The organism is Kitasatospora sp. NPDC085879, from assembly GCF_040686255.1.
Classification (GTDB): Bacteria; Actinomycetota; Actinomycetes; order Streptomycetales; family Streptomycetaceae; genus Kitasatospora.
The window spans coordinates 21,336-42,120 of sequence record NZ_JBFBJZ010000011.1; the positions used below are offsets into that span (position 1 = coordinate 21,336).

Here is a 20,785-nt window from a genome sequence, read left to right on the forward strand (position 1 = left end):
GCCGAAGGGGGTTGTATCCGGGCCGCAGGTTTGCGAACCTCTACATGGCGATCGGGACGGGCCGCAGCGGGACACGCGGAACTCCCTCGAATCGCCCGAACCCCACCCCAGCACAGACCACCCGGGCCCGATGGGCTTTTGGTCCCTTTTGCTGTTGCGGGATTCGTGAAAGCGTTCACATTCACAAGCCGTCGATTGTGTCGGCCGGGCCATCGCCCGCCGACCGGAGGAGTTGGACGACCATGGACTGGCGCCACCGCGCTGTCTGCCGCGAAGAGGACCCGGAGCTGTTCTTCCCGATCGGGAACACCGGTCCTGCTCTGCTGCAGATCGAGGAAGCCAAGGCCGTGTGCCGCCGCTGTCCCGTCATGGACCAGTGCCTGCAGTGGGCGCTCGAGACCGGCCAGGACGCCGGCGTCTGGGGCGGTATGAGCGAGGACGAGCGTCGTGCGATGAAGCGCCGCGCCGCCCGCAACCGCGCCCGCACCGCCTGACACGCCGCCAGCAACACCTGATCAACCCATGATCAAAGGCCCTGTCTCCCAGTGTTCCCAGGGCCTTCCGCACGATGGGTCGCGCACCACGGCGCGACCCGGACGACGCCGAGCCGCCAGGGGCCTTGATACTGCTCACTGAGAGCAATATCGTGGACCTGGGCCGTTCACCGTGTGCAACACACGGGAGGACGCGTCGCACCCACAGAGCCCCCGTTCCGGCCGACTCCCCCCGACGGCCGGAACGGGTTGAGAGGCCCTGCCGACCCACCCCCCCGGTCGGCAGGGCCTCGTGGCGTTTTCCGGCCCGGTGCCGCTACTTCACCGGGATCTCCAGGATCACCTTGGTGCCGCCGTCCGGAGCCGCGACCATGTCGAAGGTGCCGCCGAGTTCGCCGGTGAGCAGGGTGCGGACGATCTGCAGGCCGAGGTTGCCGGCCTGCTGCGGGTCGAAGCCCTCGGGCATGCCGCGGCCGTCGTCCTGGACGGTGATCAGCAGGAACTCCTCCGGCTTGGCGCCGCCGTTCCAGCTGTCGGACCAGCCCTTGCCGGTCGCCGGGGCCCGCCCGCGCAGCGCGCTGACCTCCAGGTTGCCCGCCGCCTTCGGGCCGAAGGCGTGTTCCAGGGCGTTCTGCAGCAGTTCGGTGAGGATCATCGCGAGCGGGGTGGCGATCTCGGCGCTCAGGATGCCGAAGCTGCCGGTGCGCTTGGTGCCGACCAGTCCGTCCTGGGAGAGCTCCATCACCATGGCGAGCACCCGGTCCGCGATCTCGTCGAAGGCCACCTGCTCGTCGAGCGTCTGCGAGAGCGTCTCGTGGACGATGGCGATCGAGCCGACCCGGCGCACCGCCTCGTCCAGGGCGGCCCGGCCTGCGTCCGAGTCCATCCGGCGGGACTGCAGCCGCAGCAGTGCGGCGACCGTCTGCAGGTTGTTCTTCACCCGGTGGTGGATCTCCCGGATGGTGGCGTCCTTGGTCATCAGCTCGCGGTCGCGGCGGCGCAGTTCGGTGACGTCGCGGCAGAGGACGAGCGAGCCGGTGAGGGTGCCCTTGGGCTTGAGCGGGATGGAGCGGATGATGACCACCCCGCCCTGGGCCTCGACCTCGGTCTGCCGCGGGGCCCAGCCGCTGGCCATCTTCACCAGCGCCTCGTGCACCGCGGAGCGCGAGGGGGGCGCCAACTCGGCGGTGGCACGGCCGAGATGACTGCCGACCAGGTCGGTGGTGAGGCCGATCCGGTGGTAGGCGGAGAGCGCGTTGGGGCTGGCGTAGGTGACGACGCCGTCGGCGTCGAGCCTGATCAGGCCGTCGCCGACCCGCGGCGCCGTGTCCATGTCGGTCTGCTCGGCCGGGTAGGGGAACGTTCCTGCAGCGATCATCTGGGCGAGGTCGGAGGCGCTCTGCAGGTAGGTGAGCTCCAGCCGGCTGGGGGTGCGGACGGTCAGCAGGTTGGTGTTGCGGGCGATCACGCCCAGCACCCGGCCCTCCCGGCGGACGGGGATGGACTCGACCCGGACGGGCACTTCCTCGCGCCACTCCGGGTCGCCCTCGCGCACGATCCGGCCCTCGTCGTAGGCGGCGTCCAGCAGTGGCCGGCGGCCGCGCGGCACCAGGTGGCCGACCATGTCGTCCTGGTAGGAGGTCGGCCCGGTGTTCGGCCGCATCTGGGCCACCGAGACGTACCGGATGCCGTCCCAGGTGGGGATCCACAGCACCAGGTCGGCGAAGGAGAGGTCGGAGAGCAGCTGCCACTCCGAGACCAGCAGGTGCAGCCACTCCACGTCGGCACCGGTGAGGGTGGTGTGGCGGCGGACGAGTTCGTTCAGCGAGGGCACAGGGCGAGCCTAACGAAAACGGCCCCGCGGGACCTTCCCGCAGTTGTCCAGACCAATCCCGGCGGACCCCTGGACAACCGCAATTGGTCTAGTCCACAATGGGAAACGCACCAAGGAGAGGCCCCCGCGCACACTGCCCTGACCGCGCGAGGCCGCTCCTCGGTCGGCGCACCGGTGGCCCGGGAGTCCCGCACAACTCCCGGCCACACCGGCCGCCGACGACAGCTCCGGGCTGCGGTGCCGCACGGGTTGAGGGTCCTGTGTCGGCGCCGTGGCCCGTAGTGCTTTCCAGATGCTCGTGTGTCCGGTGCCTCGCGTGTCCGGGTGCCTCGCGCATCTCGGGGCAGCAGAAGGGGCGTGTGGCGGCACCTCCCGGCTTCGGCCGGGGGTGCCGCCACACGCCCCTTCGTCGCGTTCCCGGCGTCAGTGGGTCTCGGTGACCTTGGCCAGGGCGCGCGGCGCGTCCGGGTCCTGGCCGCGGGCGATGGTCACCTCGTAGGCGAGCAGCTGCAGCGGCAGGATCTCCAGGATCGGCTGCACCTCCTCGGGTACGCCGGCCGGCAGCGCGAAGCCGGCGGAGGCCGCCTCCACCTGGGACTGCTGGCCGACGACGACGAGGTCGGCGCCGCGGCCGCGCAGCCGGTCGAGGACCGGCTGGAGCGCCTCGCCGCCCTTGCCGTCCGGGACGATGGCGATGACCGGGGAGACGTTGTCCACCATGGCCAGCGGGCCGTGCAGCAGGTCGGCACCGGAGAACGGCGAGGCCGGGATGTAGGTGGTCTCCATGAGCTTCAGCGCCGCCTCGCGGGCGGTCGGGTAGCCGTAGCCGCGCGAGGTGATGACCAGGCGCTGGGCGAAGCGGTAGCGCTCGGCGAGGGCCTTGACCTCGGCCTGGCGCTCCAGGATGCCGGCGGCCAGGGCCGGCAGCTCCTTGGCGGCCGAGCCGTCGCCGCCGCGCAGGCCCTCGACGAACAGGTACAGCGCGAGGAGCTCGGCGGTGTAGGTCTTGGTGGCGGGCAGCGCCTTCTCGGGGCCGGCCAGCACGTCGATGTGGAACTCGGAGACCTCGGCCAGCGGGGAGCTCGCGTTGTTGGTCACCGCGAGGGTGATGGCGCCGGCCTCGCGGGCGGCCTTGGTGGAGGCCACCAGGTCGGGCGAGCCGCCGGACTGGCTGACCGTGACGACCAGGCAGTCGGTGAGGTCGGGCCTGGCGCCGTAGGCGGTGGTGGTGGACATCGAGGTGAGGCCGGCGGGCTTGCCGAGCAGGACCTCGATCAGGTACTTCGCGTACAGCGCCGCGTTGTCGGAGGTGCCGCGGGCGGTCAGCAGCACGAAGCGGGGGTTGCGGGCGGCGATCTCGCCGGCGATCTCGCGGATCTTGGGGGCGCCCTCGTCGAGGATGCGCTGCAGGACGGCCGGCTGCTCGGCCATCTCCGCCGCCATGATCCTGCCGGGGACGGTCTGCGGGTCGGACATCGGTGTGCCTCCGTTGAGATGGTTCTGCCCCGCGGCGGGCGCCTGCCCGGCGGGGTCCTCACGGCGGCGAGTCCGCACACTCGCTGCAAGGGTGTCTGCCGCTCGATCCTACGGTGTCCGGGCTCCGGAGCGAACTCCGGAACCCGGCCCGGCGGCTCAGGACGGGTTGTTGATCAGCTCGTCGATCCGGGCGTCGGCGGCCTTGGTCGCGGCCGCCACCGAGGTGCCCTGGAAGATGTCGTTCAGCATGTCCACGAGGACGTTCTGCTTCTCGATCGCGGACCAGCCGGGCGCGACCGGGGTGAACCAGGCGTCCGGGACGGCGTTGGCGGCGGCCGCGGTGGCCGGCTTGTTCTTCAGCGGGGCGAGCTGGGTGAGGTTGTTCGGCAGGGTGTCCTTGTCGGCGAGCACCTGCTGCGACTTGGCGCTGGTGAACATCCGGACCCAGTCCTTGGCGAGGTCCTGGACCTGCGACTTGGCGGTGACCGCCAGGTCCGAGCCGCCGATGAAGGAGGGCAGCGGCTTGCCGTTCGGGCCGGGCATGCCGGCGACCTTGACGACGTCCTTGAGCTTGGGGTCGCCGGAGAGCGGCTCCAGCGCGGAGGCGGCCTCCCAGCCGTTGCCGTAGAGCATCGCGGTGCGGTGCTTGCCGAGCACGGCGGCCTGGTCGAGCTCGTTCTCCGTCAGGTCGCCGTGGTTGTACCGCTTCACCAGGTCGACGAAGTGCTGGACGCCCTGCTGGGACTTCTCGTCGCTGAGGGTGCCGTGCCAGCGGCCGCCGTCGTCGAAGCGCGCGATCGCGCCGCCGTACGCGGCGACGTAGGACATCGCGGCGTACCAGTAGGGGCCGGGCAGGTAGAGGGGCGAGAAGCCCTTCGTGCCGCGGTTCTGCGCCTGGATCCGGTCCAGGGCGGAGAGCAGCTCGTCCTCGGTGGCCGGGACGGTGGCGCTGCCGGTGGCCTGCTGGAACATCGCCGAGTTGTAGATGGCGACGCGGGCGCCCGCGTAGTACGGCACGCAGAAGAGCTTGTCCTGGTAGGTGCAGGTGTTGACCAGGCCGCGGATCCAGGTCTGGTTGTTGTCGAAGGTCGTGCGGTCCACCGGGGCGAGCGAGCCGTTGAGGATGTACTTCATCGTCTCGGTGTTGCCGAGTTCGACCACGTCGGGGACGCGCTCGGTCTGCAGCGCCGCGTCCAGGTTGGCGATCTTGTCCTTCCAGGCCTGGTACCGCAGCCGGAGCTCGACCTTCGGGTACTTGGCGGCGAACTCGTCGTTCACCTGCTGCACCAGCTCGGGCCAGCTGGTCTGGGCCTCGCCCATCAGCCAGACGGTCATGGTGCCGGTGGCGGCGGCCGCGGAGGCGGCCTGGTCCTGGCCGGGGCCCTTGCCGCTGCCGCAGCCCACCGCAGTGGCCAGCAGGGCCGCCATACCGATCGCCGCCGTCAACTGCCGCTTCACGCTTCCTCCGGAGGGTCGGGGAAGGTCTGCGTATTGGTACAGACCAGTTCGCCGAGACTGGACCAGACCAATGGCCGAGTCAACGGCGCACGGGGGGCTACGCGCCAGTCGTTGCAGAGCCGTTGTCATGCGAACACGCAAGGTGAGCACACACTCACCACACGCTCCATTAGGGCCTGCTTAAGGTCCACTTGAGGGCTGGTTAGGTCCCTGGACGGATCGTTCGCCATCTATGACTGTTCATGGGGCATTCGCCCGATTTCCCCGCCGGGATGGTCCAGTCCAAGGCTCGCGGACCACCAGATGCGCACGGCTGTGTCAAGCGTTGATAACGGTGTGACCCGAGCCCTCGCGAACCCTTGACGGTGTTCTTTGGTACGTGCCAATCTCCAGGGCAGTTGGTCTACACCAATGGTCTACTCCACCAGGCCGGTTGCCGCTCCATCCCTGCTGTTCCCCCTCGCAATCACCGGTGACATTCCCCCCGGCACGACGCTTCAGGGCCACGCCCCCACAGCCCGGTGCCACACCTTGCTCATCCCTCTGGAGGATGGTTTGAACCGCAAGCTCGCCGCCGTGGCCGCCATTGCCACCGTTCTCGTCGCGTCCGCCTGCTCCTCGTCCGGGTCCTCCGGCGACGCCAAGCAGGCCACCCTCAGCAAGGACGGCAAGGGCAAGAAGATCACGGTCTGGCTGATGGACGACGCCCAGAAGGGCTGGCCGTCGGTCGTCGAGGCTGCCAAGAAGCAGTTCAAGGACGAGACCGGCGCCGACGTCGACATCCAGTGGCAGACCTGGACCAACTACACCACCAAGCTCGACACCGCCCTCCTCTCCGGCAACGCCCCCGAGGTCATCGAGCTCGGCAACACCCAGACCGCCAAGTACATCGAGGCCGGCTCCTTCCTCGACCTGACCGGCGTGAAGTCCCAGTTCGAGAACTCGGACAAGTACCTGGACTCGCTGGCCGCCTCGGGCCAGACCCCGGACGGCTCCAAGACCTACGCCCTGCCGTACTACGCCGGCGCCCGCGTCCTGATCTACCGCAAGGACCTGTTCGCCGCGGCCGGTGTCGCCAACCCGCCCACCACCCTGGCCGAGCTGAAGGACGCCCTCACCAAGGTGAAGGCCGCCAACGCCTCCGTGCCGAACTTCTCCGCCCTGTACCTGCCGGGCCAGAACTGGTACACCGCCGCCTCCTTCGGCGCCGGCACCTTCGGCGTGAAGAACATCGTCGCCAAGAGCGCCGGCGACAAGTGGACCGGCACCCTGACCGACCCGAAGTTCGTCGAGGGCGTCAAGGTCTGGAACGACCTGCAGAAGCAGTTCTCGGTCGGCGGCACCACCACCGACGAGGCCACCCAGGACGCCCTGATGGCCAAGGGCAACATCGCCGCCATCGTCGGCAACGGCTGGGAGCTCGGCTCCGTCGCCGACCCGAAGACCGGCGACCCGTCGCTCAAGGACAAGCTCGGCAGCATCGCCCTCCCGGGTGTCGCGGCCGGCCAGCCCACCCCCGCCTTCCTCGGCGGCTCCGACCTGGCCGTCCCGGCCAAGTCCGCCAACCCGGGCCTGGGCGCGACCTTCCTGCAGATCTTCACCAACACCAAGCAGCAGACCGAGCTGGCGAAGTTCGCGATCCCGAACGCCAAGAACCTGGTCGCCGCCTACAAGGCCGCCGCGCCGGCCAACAAGGCGACCGGTGACGCCGCCGAGGGCCAGACCTGGTTCATCCCGAACTCGCCGATGTGGTCCGGCGCCGACGAGACCGCGCTGAAGAACGCCTTCGGCGCGATCGCCGCCGGCGGCGACCCGGCCGCCGAGCTCAAGAAGGTCGAGGAGACCGTCCTCAAGGACCTGAACGGCTGACGAAGCGTGCAGAGGGTGGGCAGTCCGTGCGAGAGCGCGGACTGCCCACCCGCGCAGGTACCGATCAGTTCCGCGGGCCGGGAAGGACCCTGATGAGCGTGACAACGAACGAAACGCCGGTGGCGGTCGAGGAGACCGCGGCCGCCGTGGCCCCGCCGCCGCGCAGGCGCGGCTTCCTCGCGGGCGGCCACTACATCCCGTACGCCATGATCCTGCCGGCCGTCGCGGCCCTGGTGGGCGTTCTGGCGTATCCGCTGTACCAGCTGTTCGACCTGTCGTTCCAGAACATCAACCGGTACTCGTACCTGGTCAACCCGGCACTGGCGAAGCACATCGGGTTCGAGGGCTACAGCAAGGTCCTCGGCGACGACCAGTTCTGGGAGGTCGTGCTCCGCTCGGTCTACTTCACCGTGGAGCTGGTCGTCCTCTCGATGGTGCTGGGCATGCTCTTCGCCCTGCTGCTCAACCGGGTCTCCGGCTGGGTGAGGGTCGTCTGCATCACCGTGATGATGTTCGTCTGGGCCATCCCCGCGCTCGTCACCGGCACCATCTTCCGCTGGCTGTTCGCCTCCAACGGCGGTGTCGTCGACTACATCGGCTACCTGTTCACCGGCGACGAGAGGACCAAGCACTACGACTGGTTCGCCGACCCCACCGTCGGCCTGTACGTCGTCGGCGCCGCGGTCATCGTCTGGGGCGCGCTGCCCTTCCTGGTGCTCGGCCTGAACGCCGCCCTCACCCAGGTGCCCAAGGAGCTGATGGAGGCCGCCAAGCTGGACGGCGCCAGCAACCTGCAGGCCTTCCGGCACGTGGTGATCCCGGTCATCAAGCCGTTCCTGATGATCAGCACCGCGCTCAGCTTCATCTGGGACTTCCAGGTCTTCGCGCAGATCTTCTCGCTGCGCAACACCTCGCCCGAGCCCGAGTACTGGACGATCGGCACCTACCTGTACCAGAAGGGCATCGTCGCCTCGAAGTACAGCGACAGCTCGGTGATCTCGATCGCCATGATCGTCCTCATGCTGGCGGTGCTCGTCTTCTACATCCGCCAGATGCTCAAGATCGGAGCCCAGGACCGATGACCACCGTCGACACCACGGCCGCCACGGCCGCCGCGCCGAAGGTCCGGGCCAAGGTCCGCGCCACCGGCCAGAACCCGGTGATGACCTGGGTCTGGAACACCCTCGGCCTCGGCTTCGCGGTGGTGATGGGATTCCCGATCTACTGGATGGTCATCACCACCTTCAAGACCAACAAGGACCTGATCGCCAAGGACCCGACGTTCTGGCCGCAGGCGTTCTCCTTCGACAGCTACAAGACCATCTTCGACGACAAGGAGTTCCTGCCGGGGCTCCAGAACACCGTCGTCATCACGCTCGGCGCGGTCGTGCTCGGCCTGGCCGTCGGCTTCCTGGCCGCCGTCGCCGTCGCCCGGTTCGGCTTCCGCGGCCGCAACTTCTTCATCGTCACCATGCTGGTGGTCCAGATGGTGCCGCTGCTGGCGATCATCGTCCCGCTCTTCGTGGTCATGAACAAGGCCGGCATGACCGGCACGCTCTTCGGCGTGATGCTGGCCTACCTGGTCTTCACCGTGCCCTACGTGGTGTGGACGCTGCGCTCGTTCATCGTCAACATCCCGGCCGAGCTCGACGAGGCCGCCATGGTCGACGGCTGCACGCAGTGGGGCGCCTTCTTCCGGGTCATCCTCCCGCTCACCCTGCCCGGCCTGATCACCACCGGCGTGTACAGCTGGATCCAGGCGTGGAACGAGTTCATCGTCGCCAACACGCTGCTCTCCACCGGCGGCCAGAAGACCTCGATGATCTGGCTGACCTTCTACGCCACCACCCCCACCCGCGGCGCCGACTACGGCTCGCAGATGGCCGGCGCCCTGCTGGTCTCGCTGCCCGTGATCGTGCTCTTCGTGATCTTCCAGAAGAAGGTGTCGGCGGGCCTGACCGCCGGTGCGGTCAAGGGCTGACCCCGCCCCTCCCCCGCACCCCTGCTCCCCACCCACCCAGGGAAGGAACCATGGCGACTCCCGGTACGGAAAGCGTCGAACTGCTCACGGACGCCGGCGCGGTGCTCCAGCCGGGCTTCACCGGACTCACCGCCCCCGAATGGCTGCGCCGCAGACTGGGCTCGGGCGAGCTGGGCGGCGTCGCGCTGTTCGGCCGCAACATCCGTACCCCGCAGCAGGTCGCCGCGCTGACCGCCGAGATGTACGCGCTCAACCCGGACCTGCTGATCGCCACCGACGAGGAGGGCGGCGACGTCACCCGGCTGGAGGTCGCCAGCGGCTCCTCCTACCCCGGCAACCTGGCGCTCGGCGAGGTCGACGACACCGACCTCACCGAGCGGGTAGCCCGCTCGATCGGCCTGGACCTCTCCTCGGTGGGCATCAACCTCGACTACGCCCCCGACGCGGACGTCAACTCCAACCCCGACAACCCGGTGATCGGCGTCCGCTCCTTCGGCGCCGACGGCGACCTCGCCGCCCGGCACACCGCCGCGTGGGTCCGCGGCCTGCAGTCCGCCGGCGTGGCCGCCTGCGCCAAGCACTTCCCCGGCCACGGCGACACCTCCGGCGACTCCCACCTCGGGCTGCCGCGGATCGACCTCAGCTCGGAGCAGGTGCAGGAGCACCTCAAGCCGTTCCGCGCCGCCATCGCGGCCGGCGTGAAGTCGATCATGACGGCGCACATCCTCTTCCCCGCGTACGACGCGCAGTTGCCCGCCACCATGTCGCGGGAGATCCTCACCGGCCTGCTCCGCGGGGAGCTCGGCTACACCGGCCTGATCGTCACCGACGGCATCGAGATGGGCGCCATCTCCGGCACCCACGGCGTCGCCGCCGGCTCGGTCCGCGCCGTCGCGGCCGGCGCCGACACCATCTGCGTCGGCGGCGGCCTGCAGGACGAGGCGGCCTTCGTCTACCTGCGCGACGCCCTGGTCTGGGCCGTCCGCGAGGGCCGGCTCTCCGCCGAGCGGCTGCACGAGGCCGCCGAGCGGAACCGGGCCGTCGCCCGCTGGTCCGCCGCCGAGCGGGCCGCCCTGGCCGGCACCCACGGCGAGGTCGGCATCGGCCTGGCCGCCGCCCGCCGCGCGCTGCGCATCCACGGCGACCTGCGCCCGCTGGAGGGTGTGCCGCACGTGGTGGAGTTCTCCCCCGGTGCCAACATCGCGGTCGGCGACCAGACCCCGTGGGGCGTCTCCGGCCCGCTCACCGAGCTCGTCCCCGGCACCACGCACACCCGGGTCGGCGCCCCCGCCACCCGGATCGAGGGCTCCGGCCTGCTGCACGTGGCGGTCGCCGCCGAGGGCGCGGACGTCGACGTGCGGCCGCTGCTCGGCGCCGCGGTCAACCGCCCGCTGGTGATCGTCGTCCGCGACGTCCACCGGCACCCGTGGATGCTGCACGCCGCGCTCGCGATGACCACCGCCCGCCCCGACGCGGTGGTCGTGGAGATCGGGACGGCGCACGGCCTGGCCGAGAGCTTCGGCGGCCGCGGCACGACCGTCCTCGCCACCCACGGCGGGGCCCGGGTCTGCGGTGTGGCCGCCGCCGAGGCGCTGGCCGGGCTGGTGCTGGGCGCGGCGTCCGTCTGACGGGCCCGGTGTCCGCCGGGCGGGCGAGCGTCCGCCGGCCTTCCCGGCCCGGGCCCCGGACGGGCCCCGGACCGAACCGGGGACGGCGTCCGGCCGAACCGGGCACCGCGGGAGCTCACACTCGGCGGCCCCCGCGTGCGACCATGTGCTGATACAACGACGGAGGAGCCGGTGACGGCGGCAGGGCGAGGAGTGAGAGCGGCCATGAGCGGCGACAGAGGCACGGCGGCCCTCCCGGAGGGCACCACGGTGCCGGCGCAGTCCACGGCAGCCACCGGTACGGCCGCGCGGGTGCCCAAGTACTACGGGCTCAAGCGCCACCTGCTGCAGCTGACCGAGACCCAGCCGGCCGGCACCCCGGTGCCGCCGGAGCGGGCGCTGGCGGCCCAGTTCGACACCTCGCGCACCACCGTCCGGCAGGCCCTGCAGGAGCTGGTCGTCGAGGGCCGGCTGGAGCGCATCCAGGGCAAGGGCACCTTCGTCGCCAAGCCCAAGGTCGCCCAGGCGCTGCAGCTCACCTCGTACACCGAGGACATGCGCGCCCAGGGCCTGGAGCCGACCTCCCGGCTGATCGAGGTCGGCTACATCAGCGCCGACGAGCGGCTCGCCCCGCTGCTGGACATCAAGCCCGGCAGCCGGGTGCTGCGGATCGAGCGCCTGCGCCTGGCCAACGGCGACCCGATGGCGATCGAGGTGGCGCACCTGTCCGCCAAGCGCTTCCCGGCGCTGCGCCGCAACCTGGTCAAGCACAACTCGCTCTACACCGCGCTGCGCGAGGTGTACGGGGTCACCGTGGCCGAGGCCGAGGAGACCATCGAGACCACCCTCGCCAACCCGCGCGAGGCCGGGCTGCTCGGCTCCGACCTGGGCCTGCCGATGCTCCAGCTCTCCCGGCACTCCTTCGACGCGGAGGGCGCCCCGGTGGAGTGGGTGCGCTCGATCTACCGCGGCGACCGGTACAAGTTCATCACCCGCCTGCAGCGGCCCGAGCAGCCGCCGGCCTGAGCGCCTCCCGCCCGCTCGTGACGGCCTGGTCCGGTCGGCTCCCCGCCGACCGGATCAGGCCTTTTCTGCGCGGACCGGTGACACAGGTCACGTCCGTGCCCTACATTTCGCTCCCGTACTGACTGCCGATCACCAAGGGTGCTGCTCGGCGGGCGCACGGGGGAAGCTCCGGGCGCTGCGGCGCCGACGAGGTGAGCCCACTTCAGCCGGAGCCGCGACATGTCGTCAGAAGTGCAACCCCCCACCGCGGACGGGGCTGCCGAGCCCCTCCCCGCCGTCACCCCGGCCCGTGTGCTGGCCGGATTCTGCCTCGCCGTACCGATCGTGGCGACGCTCTGGGTGTCCTCGTACACCAAGGCGGAGCCCGAGCTCGGCGGGATGCCGTTCTTCTACTGGTACCAGCTGCTGTGGGTGCCGGTCTCGGCACTGTTCACGGTCGGCGCCTACCTGCTGATCAAGCGCGACGAGAAGGCCCGCAAGGCCGCCCGGGGCGGTGAGGCGTGATGCACACCGGCGTCAACGTCACCGCACTGACCGTATTCCTGCTGTTCTTCGCGCTGGTCACCGTGATGGGCTTCCTGGCCTCCCGGTGGCGGCGCGCCGAGGACTCCCTGCACCTGCACGAGTGGGGCCTGGGCGGCCGCAGCTTCGGCACCTGGGTGACCTGGTTCCTCCTGGGCGGCGACCTCTACACCGCGTACACCTTCGTCGCCGTGCCGGCGGCGATCTACGGCACCGGTGCGGCGGGCTTCTTCGCCGTGCCGTACACGATCATCGCCTACCCGCTGGTGTTCCTGTTCCTGCCGCGGCTCTGGTCGGTCTCCCGGGTGCACGGGTACGTCACCCCGGCCGACTTCGTGCGCGGCCGGTACGGCTCCAAGTCGCTGTCGCTGGTGGTGGCGCTCACCGGCATCCTCGCGACCATGCCGTACATCGCGCTGCAGCTGGTCGGCATCCAGGCGGTGCTGGACGTGCTGGGCGTCGGCGGCTCGGGCAACTGGTTCATGAAGGACCTGCCGCTGTTCCTGGCCTTCGCGGTGCTCGCGGCCTACACCTACTCCTCGGGCCTGCGGGCCCCGGCGCTGATCGCCTTCGTCAAGGACACCCTGGTCTACATCGTGATCATCGTCGCGGTGATCTACATCCCGATGCGGCTCGGCGGGTACGGCCACATCTTCGACGCGGCCGCGCAGAAGTTCTCCACCGTCAACCCGGCCACCGGCAAGCCCAGCGGCTCGCTGGTGCTCGGCCCGAAGGCGCACTGGACGTACGCCACGCTGGCCCTCGGCTCGGCGCTGGCGCTCTTCATGTACCCGCACTCGGTGACCGGCGTGCTGGCCTCCAAGTCGCGGAACACGGTGCGCCGCAACATGGCGATCATGCCGGCGTACTCGCTGATGCTCGGCCTGCTCGCGCTGCTGGGCTTCATGGCGATCGCGGCCGGCGTCGGCAAGGGTGTGAAGGGCTTCAACGCGCAGCTCTCGGTGCCGCAGCTGTTCGAGAACATGTTCCCGGACTGGTTCACCGGCGTGGCCTTCGCCGCGATCGGCATCGGCGCCCTGGTGCCCGCCGCGATCATGTCGATCGCCGCGGCGAACCTCTTCACCCGCAACATCTACAAGGAGTTCCTCAAGCCCGACGCCACGCCGGCGGACGAGACCCGGATCGCCAAGATCGCCTCGCTGCTGGTGAAGGTCGGCGCGCTGGCCTTCGTCCTGGCGATGGACAAGCAGTTCGCGATCAACCTGCAGCTGCTCGGCGGTCTGTGGATCCTGCAGACCTTCGTCACCGTCGTCGGCGGCCTGTTCACCCGGTGGTTCCACCGCTGGGCGCTGCTGGCCGGCTGGGCGGCCGGCATGGCCTACGGCACCTGGAAGGCCTACGGGATCTCCTCACCGGCCACCAAGCACTTCGGCGGCAACACCGCGGAGATCCCGTTCATCGGCGAGATCGGCTTCATCGGCCTCACCGCCTTCGTGCTGAACCTCGCGGTCGCGGTGGTGCTCACCCTCGTCCTCAAGGCCGTCAAGGCCCCGGAGGGCGCGGACGAGACCAGCAGCACCGACTACTCCGCCGAAGCCGGCGACGAGGCCGTCACCAAGGCCCCGCAGCCCGCAGCGGCGCACTGAGGCGAGGGGCGCACAGCACCTGACATCGTGCGCCCTGTGCTCGCGCCGCCACCACCGTCAACACTGGTGGTGGCGGCGCGATCATCGTGTCCGGGCGCGGCTCCCCACGGGCGCGCCCTCCCTCACCACCCAGGGCCGCCGCCGCGCTGGGCGCAGCGCGAGACACCGAGACGGGGAGACGGGCGATGGCAGAGGCCGGCACCATCCTGAACGGGCACCGCACCGAACGCGAGGGCGGCGGCCGGCCGCTGCCCTCGGTGCTGATCGCCACCCGGCACGGCGAGTCCGTCGCCAACGTCGAGTTCCGGCTGGCCGAGGAGACGGGTGCGCTGACCGTCCCGATCAGCAGCCGGGACGCCGACATCCCGCTCTCGCTGCACGGCCAGGCGCAGGCCCAGGCACTGGGGCGCTGGTGGGCCGGCCTGCCCGCCGCGGACCGGCCGCGCGCGGTGTGGTGCTCCCCGTACGTGCGGACGGCCGAGACGGCGCGGATCGCCGTCGCGCAGGCCTCCGGGCTGGGGGCGGTGCCGGTGGGGGTGCCGGTGCGGTACGACGAGCGGCTGCGGGACAGAGAGCTCGGCGTGCTGGAGATGCTGACCCGGGCCGCCATCGACAAGGAGCACCCGGCGGAGGCCGCCCGGCGCAGGCGGATGGGCGAGCTGTACTACCGGCCGCCGGGCGGGGAGTCCTGGCTGGACGTGGCGCTGCGGGTGCGGGGAGTGCTGCGGGACCTCTGCGAGGAGGAGAGGGGCCGGCCGGTGCTCGTGGTCGCGCACGACTGCACGGTGCTGATGCTGCGGCACGTCCTGGACCGCCTCACCGAGCCGCAGCTGCTCGCCCTGGAGCCCGTCCGCAACTGCTCGACGAGTCTGTGGCGGGCCGCCGACGACCGGCTCCGCCCCGACTTCTGGAACACCACCGGCCACCTGCCGGGCGGCGGGGCCGGGTAGCCGGCCCGGGTAGCCGTACTGACGGGCCGGAGAGCCGGCCCGACGGGCCGCGGGCCTCAGCGCAGCAGGCGGCGCTCCTTGGCGACCGCGACGGCGCCGGCCCGGGTGTCGACGCCGAGCTTGTCGTAGATGCGGCCGAGATGGGTCTTGACGGTGGCCTCGCTGATGAACAGGGCGCGGGCGATCTCCCGGTTGCCGAGGCCCTCGGAGAGCCGGCCGAGGATCTCCTGCTCGCGGCCGGTGAGCCTGGGCGCCGGGGCGCGCATCTGGGCCATCACCCGGCTGGCGACCGGCGGCGAGAGCACCGTGCGACCGGCGGCCGCCGCGTGCACGGCGGCGAACAGCTCCTCCGGGCGCTCGGCCTTCAGCAGGTAGCCGGTGGCGCCGGCGTCGATGGCGCGGGTGATGTCGGCGTCGGTGTCGTAGGTGGTGAGGACGAGGACGTGCGGGCCGCCCCCGGCCGCGGTGATCCGCCGGGTGGCCTCGACACCGTCGATGCCGCTGCCCAGCTGGAGGTCCATGAGGACCACCTGCGGCCGGAGCCGCTCGGCGAGCGCGACGGCCTCCTCGCCGCTGCCGGCCTCGCCGACCACGTCGATGTCGCCGGCGCTGGCGAGCAGCGCGAGCAGGCCCGCCCGGACGACCGCGTGGTCGTCGCAGACGAGCAGCCGAACCGGCGGGTTCATCGCGGCCTCCCGGTGTGCAGGGGTACGGCGGCGGAGAGCACGGTGCCCTCCCCCGGGGTGCTCTCGACGGTGAGGGTGCCGCCGAGCTGGCGGAGCCTGGCCCGCATGGCGGGCAGTCCGTGGCCGCGGGCGGCGGTGGGCCCGGTGGTGTCAGGGGGCAGGCCCCGGCCGTTGTCCGCGATGTCGAGGACGGCCTGGTCGCCCAGGTAGGAGAGGGTGAGGGCGGCGGCCGTGGCCCGGGCGTGCTCGCGGACGTTGGCGAGGGCGCCCTGGGCGATCCGCAGCAGGGCGGCCTGGGTGGCGGGCGGCAGCGGCACGGGGGTGCCGTCGAGGTGGAAGCGGACCGGCAGGCCGGTCTCGGTGCTCTCACGGTCGACGAGGGCCCGCAGGGCGCGGTCGAGGCCGCCGCCGTCGGCGAGTTCGGCGGGGGCGAGGTCGTGGACGAAGCGGCGGGCCTCGGCGAGGTTGCGGCCGGTGACGGCGGCGGCGCTGCGGACGTGGCGGCGCGCGGTGTCCGGGTCGGTGTCCCAGGTGCGGTCGGCGGCCTGGAGGAGCATCTGCTGGCTGGACAGGCCCTGGGCGAGGGTGTCGTGGATCTCCATGGCGAGGCGCTCGCGCTCCGCCAGGGTGCCCTCGCGGCGCTCGGTGGAGGCGAGGTCGCGGCGGGTGCGGACCAGGTCGTCGACGAGGGCCCGCTGCCGGGCGGTCTGCCGCCGCATGGTGAGGAAGACGGCGGTCGCGAGGGCCGCGACGGTGGGCGGGAGGATCAGCAGGGTGGCGTCGGCCGGGCCGGGCAGCCGGGCCTGGCCGACGGTGACCAGCGCGGTGAGCGCGGCGACCAGCGGGAGGGCCGCCCGGGTGGGCAGGGTGCGCAGCGCGGTGTAGACGAGCGGAACGGCGCACCAGGCGAAGCTGGGGGCCAGCAGGACGAGGACCACCCAGAGCGCCACGACCAGGGCGAGGGCGCCGGCGGCGGTCCGGCTGCGGCGGCTGCCGTGCCGGGGCCCGTCGGGCCCGTCGGGCCCGTCGGGTCGGTCCGGTCCGTCCGGTCCGTTCGCGGTGGTGTCCTGGTGGACGGTGTCCCGGCCCGTGGTGTCCCGGCCCGTGGTGTTCTCGCGGGGCGGGGCGAGCAGGCGGGAGCCCGTGAGCTGGGCGGCGGCGAGGGCGGTGGAGAGGCCGATCACCCAGGGGGTGGCGGGGCTGTCGGGGTGGTGCGTGAGGTAGCGGCCGAGCGATCCGGCGAGCAGCAGCAGGAAGGCGGCGTCGAGGACGAGGGCGAGGCGGCGCTCGTCGGTGTCGGCGTCGGTCCGCTGCGGCGGTCGCACGTGTGTCTCCGTTTCTGCCGCGGGTCCGCGGCCGGCGCGGGATACAGGTGTCGTGGGATGCCGGATGCGGGCTGCGGGCGCCGGCCGGTCCGTGGTTCGGATTCTGGCCGGTCGGCCGCTGCCGCGCATCGGCCGATCGGTTGACCCCGGCGTCCTCCATCATGCCTGCGCAGGCGAGCCGGAACGCCGACGCCGGGGAGGGGGCGGGGCCCGCAGGATCGGGGTGGAGTCCGAGCCGCAGGGGCCGGACCGGTGAAGCGCCGAGGAGTCGCAATGAAGAAGACGTCGATGCGGGCACGGGTACTGGGCGGCGCTGTGGCGGTGGCCGCGCTGGGTGCGGGCACCTTCGGCGCGGTGGCGGCGAGCGCGGAGACCTCCGGTTCGGCCGGTGCTCCCGCGGCGGTCCGTGCCGAGGCCGGCGGCAAGGACGTGGTGTCCTCCTCGCACCTGTCGGTGGACGCCGCGACCAGGGCGGCGCTGGCGGCGATCGACGCGGCCGGCAGGGGCGGCTACAAGGTCTCGGTCGCCGTGGTCGACCGGAACGGCAACACGATCGTCGCGCTGCGCGGCGACGGCGCCGGCCCGCAGTCGCCGGAGTCGGCGGAGCGCAAGGCCTTCACGGCGGTGTCCTGGAACGCCCCGACCTCGGAGCTGGCGAAGCGCCTGGCGCAGACCCCGAACCTCAAGGACATCCCGGGCACGCTGTTCCTGGGCGGCGGCGCCCCGGTGCAGGTCAAGGGCGCGCCGGTGGCGGCGGTCGGTGTCGCGGGCGCCGCGAGCGGCGACCTGGACGAGCAGTTCGCGCAGGCGGGTGTCGCGGCGCTCGGCCGGTAGCGGGCCGCCCGTCCTCCCCTCCCGGCGACGGGGGAGGGGAGTTGCCCCCCGCGCCGCACCCCGAGCCCCCGCCGCCGCTACACCTCCGCCGCTACACCCCTGCCGCCGCGATCTCGGGGCTGGCGAAGGCGCGGCGGTAGGCCTGCGGAGTGGTGCCGAGGCGGCGGGCGAAGTGGTGGCGGAGGGTGGCGGCGTTCCCGAAGCCGCAGCGGGCGGCGACGGCGTCGATCGGCTCGGCGGTGCCTTCGAGGAGCCGCTGGGCGAGCAGCAGGCGCTGGCCGGTGAGCCAGCGGTGCGGGGTGGTGCCGGTCTCCTGCTGGAAACGGCGGGCGAAGGTGCGCGGGGACATGTGGGCGAGGGCGGCGAGCCGTTCGACGGTGGCCTCCTCGTCGAGGTGGTGGCGCATCCAGTCCAGGACGGGGGCGAGCGAGTCGACGCCGGGTTCGGGCAGCGGGCGGTTGACGAACTGGGCCTGGCCGCCGTCCCGGTGCGGGGCGACGACCATCCGGCGGGCGATGCCGCGGGCGACCTCGGCGCCCTGGACCTTGCGGACGAGGTGCAGGCAGGCGTCGATCCCGGAGGCGGTGCCGGCGGAGGTGATGACCGGGTCGTCGTCGACGTAGAGCACGTCGGGTTCGACGGTGGTGAGCGGGAAGCGCCGGGCCATTTCGGCGGCGTGCTTCCAGTGGGTGGTGGAGCGGCGGCCGTCGAGCAGTCCCGCGGCGCCGAGCAGGAAGCTGCCGCTGCAGATGGACAGCGCGCGGGCGCCGCCCTCGACGGCCGCGCGGAGGGCGGCGAGGAGGGCGGGCGGGTACTCGTCGCGCAGACCGGTCGCGGTGAGGATCACCAGGTCGGCCCCGGCGAGGCGTTCGGGCCCGTACGGGACGTCCACGGTGAAGCCGGCGTGGGTGCGCTTGGGGCCGGGCGTGTCGGAGGCGAGCGCGAACTCGTAGACGGGGAGGCCCTCTTCGCTGCGGTCGAGGCCGAACACCTCGCAGGCGACCCCGAGTTCGAAGGGGTGGACGTCCTCCAGGACGACGGCGACCACGTTCTTCAGCATGGCTCCAGGATGCCGTTGGCAGTAATTCGATGCAAGAGGGCATTCCTGCCACTCGTTCGGGCGGCGGCCGGCCGGGAGAGTGGTGCCATGACTTCCACCGTGTTCGAGAACACCGCCGTCCTGTCCGTCGTCATCGGTGTGTTCGCCCTGGTCGGGGCCGTGGTCGGCCGGGAGCGCGACCGCACCGGCCGGCACGGCCGCGACAACTGGCACCGCCCCGGCGGCTATCCCCCCGACCCGTCCGTGCCCGACCGACTGCACCGCCCCCCGACCGCCGGGGCCACCGCCGTGGAGGGCAGACTGGACGGATGGACGTCGTCATCCGCCGCGCCCGCGAACGGGACCTCGACCCGGCCGGCGAACTCTCGGTCGAGGTCTTCGTCGGCGACGGCTTCAGCCTCGCCGACGGGCCCTACGCCGGGCTCCTCCGTGACGCCCGCCGCCGCAATGAGGAGGCCGAACTCCTCGTCGCCGTCGACGCCCGGGACGAGCATGTGCTCGGCTGCGTGACGTTCGCGGTCGGCGGTTCGGCCTGGGCCGACATCTCGCAGCCGGACGAGGGCGAGATCCGGATGCTGGCCGTCGGCCGGGCCGCCCGCGGCCGCGGCGTCGGCGCCGCCCTGGTGCGGGCCGCGATGGACCGCAGCCGCGAACTCGGCCTGGCCGGCATGGCGTTCTCCACCCGGCCGGAGATGACGGACGCCCACCGGGTGTACGAACGGCTCGGCTTCCGCCGGGCGCCCGAGCGGGACTGGGCCCCCCTGCCCGGCCTCGACCTGATGGTCTACGCCCTGACCTTCTGACAGATCTCTTTCGGACCTGGCCTAGGCTGTACCGCATGGGGATGCAATGGGCCGGACGGCAGCGACTGTTGGTGGCGGCCTTGGCCTTCGTGATCTCGCTGGTGGCGACCGTGGTGGCAGGCGTCTTCACACGGTCCTCCTCGTCCGCCTCGGCCGAGACACCGATCGCCGTGCCCTCCCCCACGGCACCGCAGAACGGCAAGCAGCTCCGCATCGGCCTCGCGTTCGGGGACACCCTGACCTGGAAGTCGGACCAGGACCTGGCGATCGGCCTGGACAACGCGGTGGAGCTGGGCGCGACCTGGATCCGGGTCGACCTGTCCTGGAACAACATCCAGCCGGACAGCCCGAAGAGCTACCTGTGGCAGCGCTTCGACCGGGTCGTGAAGGCCGCCCACGCGCGCAAGCTGGAGGTGCTGCCCACCATCGGCTACACCCCGGGCTGGGCCCGCACGGCCGGCTGCACCGATGACCCGTCCTGCCCGCCGGCGAAGCCGGACGTGTTCGCCGCCTTCGCCCGGGACGCCGCGCAGCGGTACGCCCCGATGGGCATCCACGTCTGGGAGATCTGGAACGAGCCGAACATCCCGTTCTGGGCCCCCAAGCCCGACGCGGCCGCCTACACCCGGCTCCTCACCGTCACGTCCAAGGCGCTGCGCGGGGCCGACCCGAAGGCGTACCTGCTGCTGGGCGGTCTGGCGGCGGTGTCCACCGACCCGTCGGCGGGGCACATCTCGCACACCGAGTTCCTGGAGCAGGTCTGCAGGCTCGGCGGCAATAAGCTGGTGGACGCGCTGAGCTACCACCCCTACACCTATCCCCATCTGCCGAGTGCCAAGACGGAGTTCGGCACGGCGATGGAGGAGATCAGCAGCGCGAAGGACAACCTGGTCGCGGTGCTCGACAAGTACGGCACTCCGAACATGCCGATCTGGATCACCGAGACCGGCGCACCCACCAACGGCCCGGGTGGCGCCGCGGACGGGCGGACGATCCCGCCGAACGCCTCGCACGTGACCGAGGGCTTCCAGGCCGACATCGCCAGCGACACGATCCCCGCCGCGGCCGCCAACCCGCATGTCACCGCGGTGTTCTGGTTCGCCGAGCAGGACGCCGGCACGGCCAAGGACAAGAAGCGGCGTTCGCTGTTCTACGGCCTCCGCCGCTACGACGGTTCGCGCAAGCCCGCCTTCCAGGCGTTCAAGGACGCGGCCGCCGCCTACTACCGCCGCCCGCAGCCGCAGTAGCGGCCC

General features: G+C 71.9%; 18 protein-coding genes. 12 read left to right on the forward strand and 6 right to left on the reverse strand.

Annotation, left to right across the window (positions count from 1 at the left end):
* Positions 1 to 242 precede the first annotated feature (242 nt).
* Positions 243 to 494 carry a WhiB family transcriptional regulator gene (locus AB0P35_RS11185; protein WP_030267905.1) on the forward strand — a complete coding sequence of 84 codons (252 nt, stop codon included), beginning with the start codon at positions 243 to 245 and terminating at the stop codon, positions 492 to 494.
* Positions 495 to 810: 316 nt separating this feature from the next.
* Here the strand turns inward: AB0P35_RS11185 and AB0P35_RS11190 are convergent, their stop codons facing one another.
* From AB0P35_RS11190 to AB0P35_RS11200, 3 genes are all read right to left on the reverse strand, one after another.
* The gene (locus AB0P35_RS11190) at positions 811 to 2,328 is read right to left on the reverse strand and encodes a PAS domain-containing sensor histidine kinase (protein ID WP_363509436.1); all 1,518 of its coding nucleotides are present in this window, start codon (positions 2,326 to 2,328) and stop codon (positions 811 to 813) included.
* Positions 2,329 to 2,751: 423 nt separating this feature from the next.
* Positions 2,752 to 3,804, reverse strand: a complete 1,053-nt coding sequence (locus tag AB0P35_RS11195) for an SIS domain-containing protein (protein ID WP_095873211.1) — start codon at positions 3,802 to 3,804, stop codon at positions 2,752 to 2,754.
* A 156-nt stretch (positions 3,805 to 3,960) separates the two neighbouring features.
* Complete coding sequence (locus AB0P35_RS11200) at positions 3,961 to 5,262, reverse strand: extracellular solute-binding protein (protein ID WP_363509439.1); 1,302 nt, start codon at positions 5,260 to 5,262, stop codon at positions 3,961 to 3,963.
* Positions 5,263 to 5,817: 555 nt separating this feature from the next.
* Here AB0P35_RS11200 and AB0P35_RS11205 point away from each other — a divergent pair.
* The 8 genes from AB0P35_RS11205 to AB0P35_RS11240 all read left to right on the forward strand — a co-directional run bounded on the left by AB0P35_RS11205 (position 5,818) and on the right by AB0P35_RS11240 (position 14,824).
* Complete coding sequence (locus AB0P35_RS11205; RefSeq protein WP_363509441.1) at positions 5,818 to 7,131, forward strand: extracellular solute-binding protein; 1,314 nt, start codon at positions 5,818 to 5,820, stop codon at positions 7,129 to 7,131.
* A gap of 98 nt (positions 7,132 to 7,229) precedes the next feature.
* Entirely contained in the window at positions 7,230 to 8,213 is a 984-nt protein-coding gene (locus AB0P35_RS11210) for a sugar ABC transporter permease (RefSeq protein ID WP_363509443.1), read from the forward strand.
* Positions 8,210 to 9,112, forward strand: a complete 903-nt coding sequence (locus AB0P35_RS11215) for a carbohydrate ABC transporter permease (RefSeq protein ID WP_363509445.1) — start codon at positions 8,210 to 8,212, stop codon at positions 9,110 to 9,112. Before AB0P35_RS11210 ends, AB0P35_RS11215 begins: the two co-directional genes overlap by 4 nt.
* 50 nt (positions 9,113 to 9,162) lie before the next feature.
* Positions 9,163 to 10,740: a glycoside hydrolase family 3 protein gene (locus AB0P35_RS11220; protein WP_363509447.1), complete on the forward strand. Its 1,578-nt coding sequence runs from the start codon at positions 9,163 to 9,165 to the stop codon at positions 10,738 to 10,740.
* Positions 10,741 to 10,944: 204 nt separating this feature from the next.
* Entirely contained in the window at positions 10,945 to 11,745 is an 801-nt protein-coding gene (locus tag AB0P35_RS11225; RefSeq protein WP_095873217.1) for a GntR family transcriptional regulator, read from the forward strand.
* 219 nt (positions 11,746 to 11,964) lie between these two features.
* Positions 11,965 to 12,249 carry a DUF3311 domain-containing protein gene (locus tag AB0P35_RS11230; protein ID WP_095873218.1) on the forward strand — a complete coding sequence of 95 codons (285 nt, stop codon included), beginning with the start codon at positions 11,965 to 11,967 and terminating at the stop codon, positions 12,247 to 12,249.
* A complete protein-coding gene (gene mctP / locus AB0P35_RS11235) occupies positions 12,249 to 13,874 on the forward strand; it encodes a monocarboxylate uptake permease MctP (protein ID WP_363509452.1) in 1,626 nt (541 codons plus the stop codon). The genes AB0P35_RS11230 and mctP overlap by 1 nt, the downstream gene beginning before the upstream one ends.
* Before the next feature lie 185 nt (positions 13,875 to 14,059).
* A complete protein-coding gene (locus tag AB0P35_RS11240; RefSeq protein ID WP_363509454.1) occupies positions 14,060 to 14,824 on the forward strand; it encodes a histidine phosphatase family protein in 765 nt (254 codons plus the stop codon).
* 56 nt (positions 14,825 to 14,880) lie between these two features.
* On the opposite strand, the gene AB0P35_RS11245 is transcribed toward AB0P35_RS11240, so the two are convergent.
* Together AB0P35_RS11245 and AB0P35_RS11250 are read right to left on the reverse strand one after the other, a co-directional pair.
* Complete coding sequence (locus AB0P35_RS11245; RefSeq protein ID WP_363509456.1) at positions 14,881 to 15,510, reverse strand: response regulator transcription factor; 630 nt, start codon at positions 15,508 to 15,510, stop codon at positions 14,881 to 14,883.
* A complete protein-coding gene (locus AB0P35_RS11250) occupies positions 15,507 to 16,835 on the reverse strand; it encodes a sensor histidine kinase (protein WP_363509458.1) in 1,329 nt (442 codons plus the stop codon). Before AB0P35_RS11250 ends, AB0P35_RS11245 begins: the two co-directional genes overlap by 4 nt.
* Positions 16,836 to 17,108: 273 nt before the next feature.
* Between AB0P35_RS11250 and AB0P35_RS11255 the strand changes: the two genes are divergently transcribed.
* Positions 17,109 to 17,669, forward strand: coding sequence for a heme-binding protein (locus AB0P35_RS11255; protein WP_363509460.1), 561 nt, complete (start codon positions 17,109 to 17,111; stop codon positions 17,667 to 17,669).
* Positions 17,670 to 17,760: 91 nt separating this feature from the next.
* Here AB0P35_RS11255 and AB0P35_RS11260 read toward each other — a convergent pair whose 3' ends face one another.
* On the reverse strand, positions 17,761 to 18,729 hold the full coding sequence (locus AB0P35_RS11260; protein ID WP_363509462.1) for a helix-turn-helix domain-containing protein: 969 nt from the start codon (positions 18,727 to 18,729) through the stop codon (positions 17,761 to 17,763).
* Between the two features lie 308 nt (positions 18,730 to 19,037).
* Between AB0P35_RS11260 and AB0P35_RS11265 the strand changes: the two genes are divergently transcribed.
* Both AB0P35_RS11265 and AB0P35_RS11270 read left to right on the forward strand, forming a co-directional pair.
* Entirely contained in the window at positions 19,038 to 19,532 is a 495-nt protein-coding gene (locus tag AB0P35_RS11265; protein WP_095873223.1) for a GNAT family N-acetyltransferase, read from the forward strand.
* A 35-nt stretch (positions 19,533 to 19,567) separates the two neighbouring features.
* Positions 19,568 to 20,779, forward strand: coding sequence for a cellulase family glycosylhydrolase (locus AB0P35_RS11270; protein WP_363509464.1), 1,212 nt, complete (start codon positions 19,568 to 19,570; stop codon positions 20,777 to 20,779).
* The last annotated feature ends 6 nt before the right edge of the window (positions 20,780 to 20,785 follow it).